The organism is Paenibacillus athensensis (assembly GCF_004514475.2).
GTDB classification, from domain to species: domain Bacteria; phylum Bacillota; class Bacilli; order Paenibacillales; family NBRC-103111; genus Paenibacillus_AL; species Paenibacillus_AL athensensis.
Genome location: NZ_MYFO02000047.1, coordinates 1 through 584, shown reverse-complemented (window position 1 = coordinate 584; position 584 = coordinate 1). Strand labels below are relative to the sequence as shown.

The following is a 584-nucleotide window of genomic DNA, read 5'->3' as shown; positions in this document are numbered from 1 at the left end:
TGTACACACCGCCCGTCACACCACGAGAGTTTACAACACCCGAAGTCGGTGGGGTAACCCGCAAGGGGGCCAGCCGCCGAAGGTGGGGTAGATGATTGGGGTGAAGTCGTAACAAGGTAGCCGTATCGGAAGGTGCGGCTGGATCACCTCCTTTCTATGGAGACTCGGTTCAGAAGTGAACCAGTCAAGCTTCCTTCACTCGTGTTCAGTTTTGAAAGGGCAACCTTTCAATGTAAGCTGGCGAATCTTGCGATTCGCAGCGTGTTCCTTGAAAACTAGATAACGAAACAAGAAGTAACAAACGCGTGATTTAACTTAGAAATCCAACTCACCATTTGTGCAAACAGATGCGAGATGTAATTTCTAGCGGTTAAGCTAGAAAGAGCACACGGAGGATGCCTAGGCGCTAGGAGCCGAAGAAGGACGTGGCGAACGACGAAATGCCTCGGGGAGCCGTAAGCAGGCTTCGATCCGGGGATGTCCGAATGGGGGAACCCGGCTGTGGTAATGCGCAGTCACCTTGTAGTGAATACATAGCTACAATGGAGGCATACCCAGGGAACTGAAACATCTAAGTACCTGGA

General features: G+C 51.4%; 2 rRNA genes. Both read left to right on the top strand.

The window, feature by feature from the left end:
• Positions 1-154 (top strand): 16S ribosomal RNA (locus B5M42_RS25120); the annotation flags it as partial.
• 214 nt (positions 155-368) lie between these two features.
• Positions 369-584: ribosomal RNA gene (locus B5M42_RS25115) — 23S ribosomal RNA — on the top strand; the annotation flags it as partial.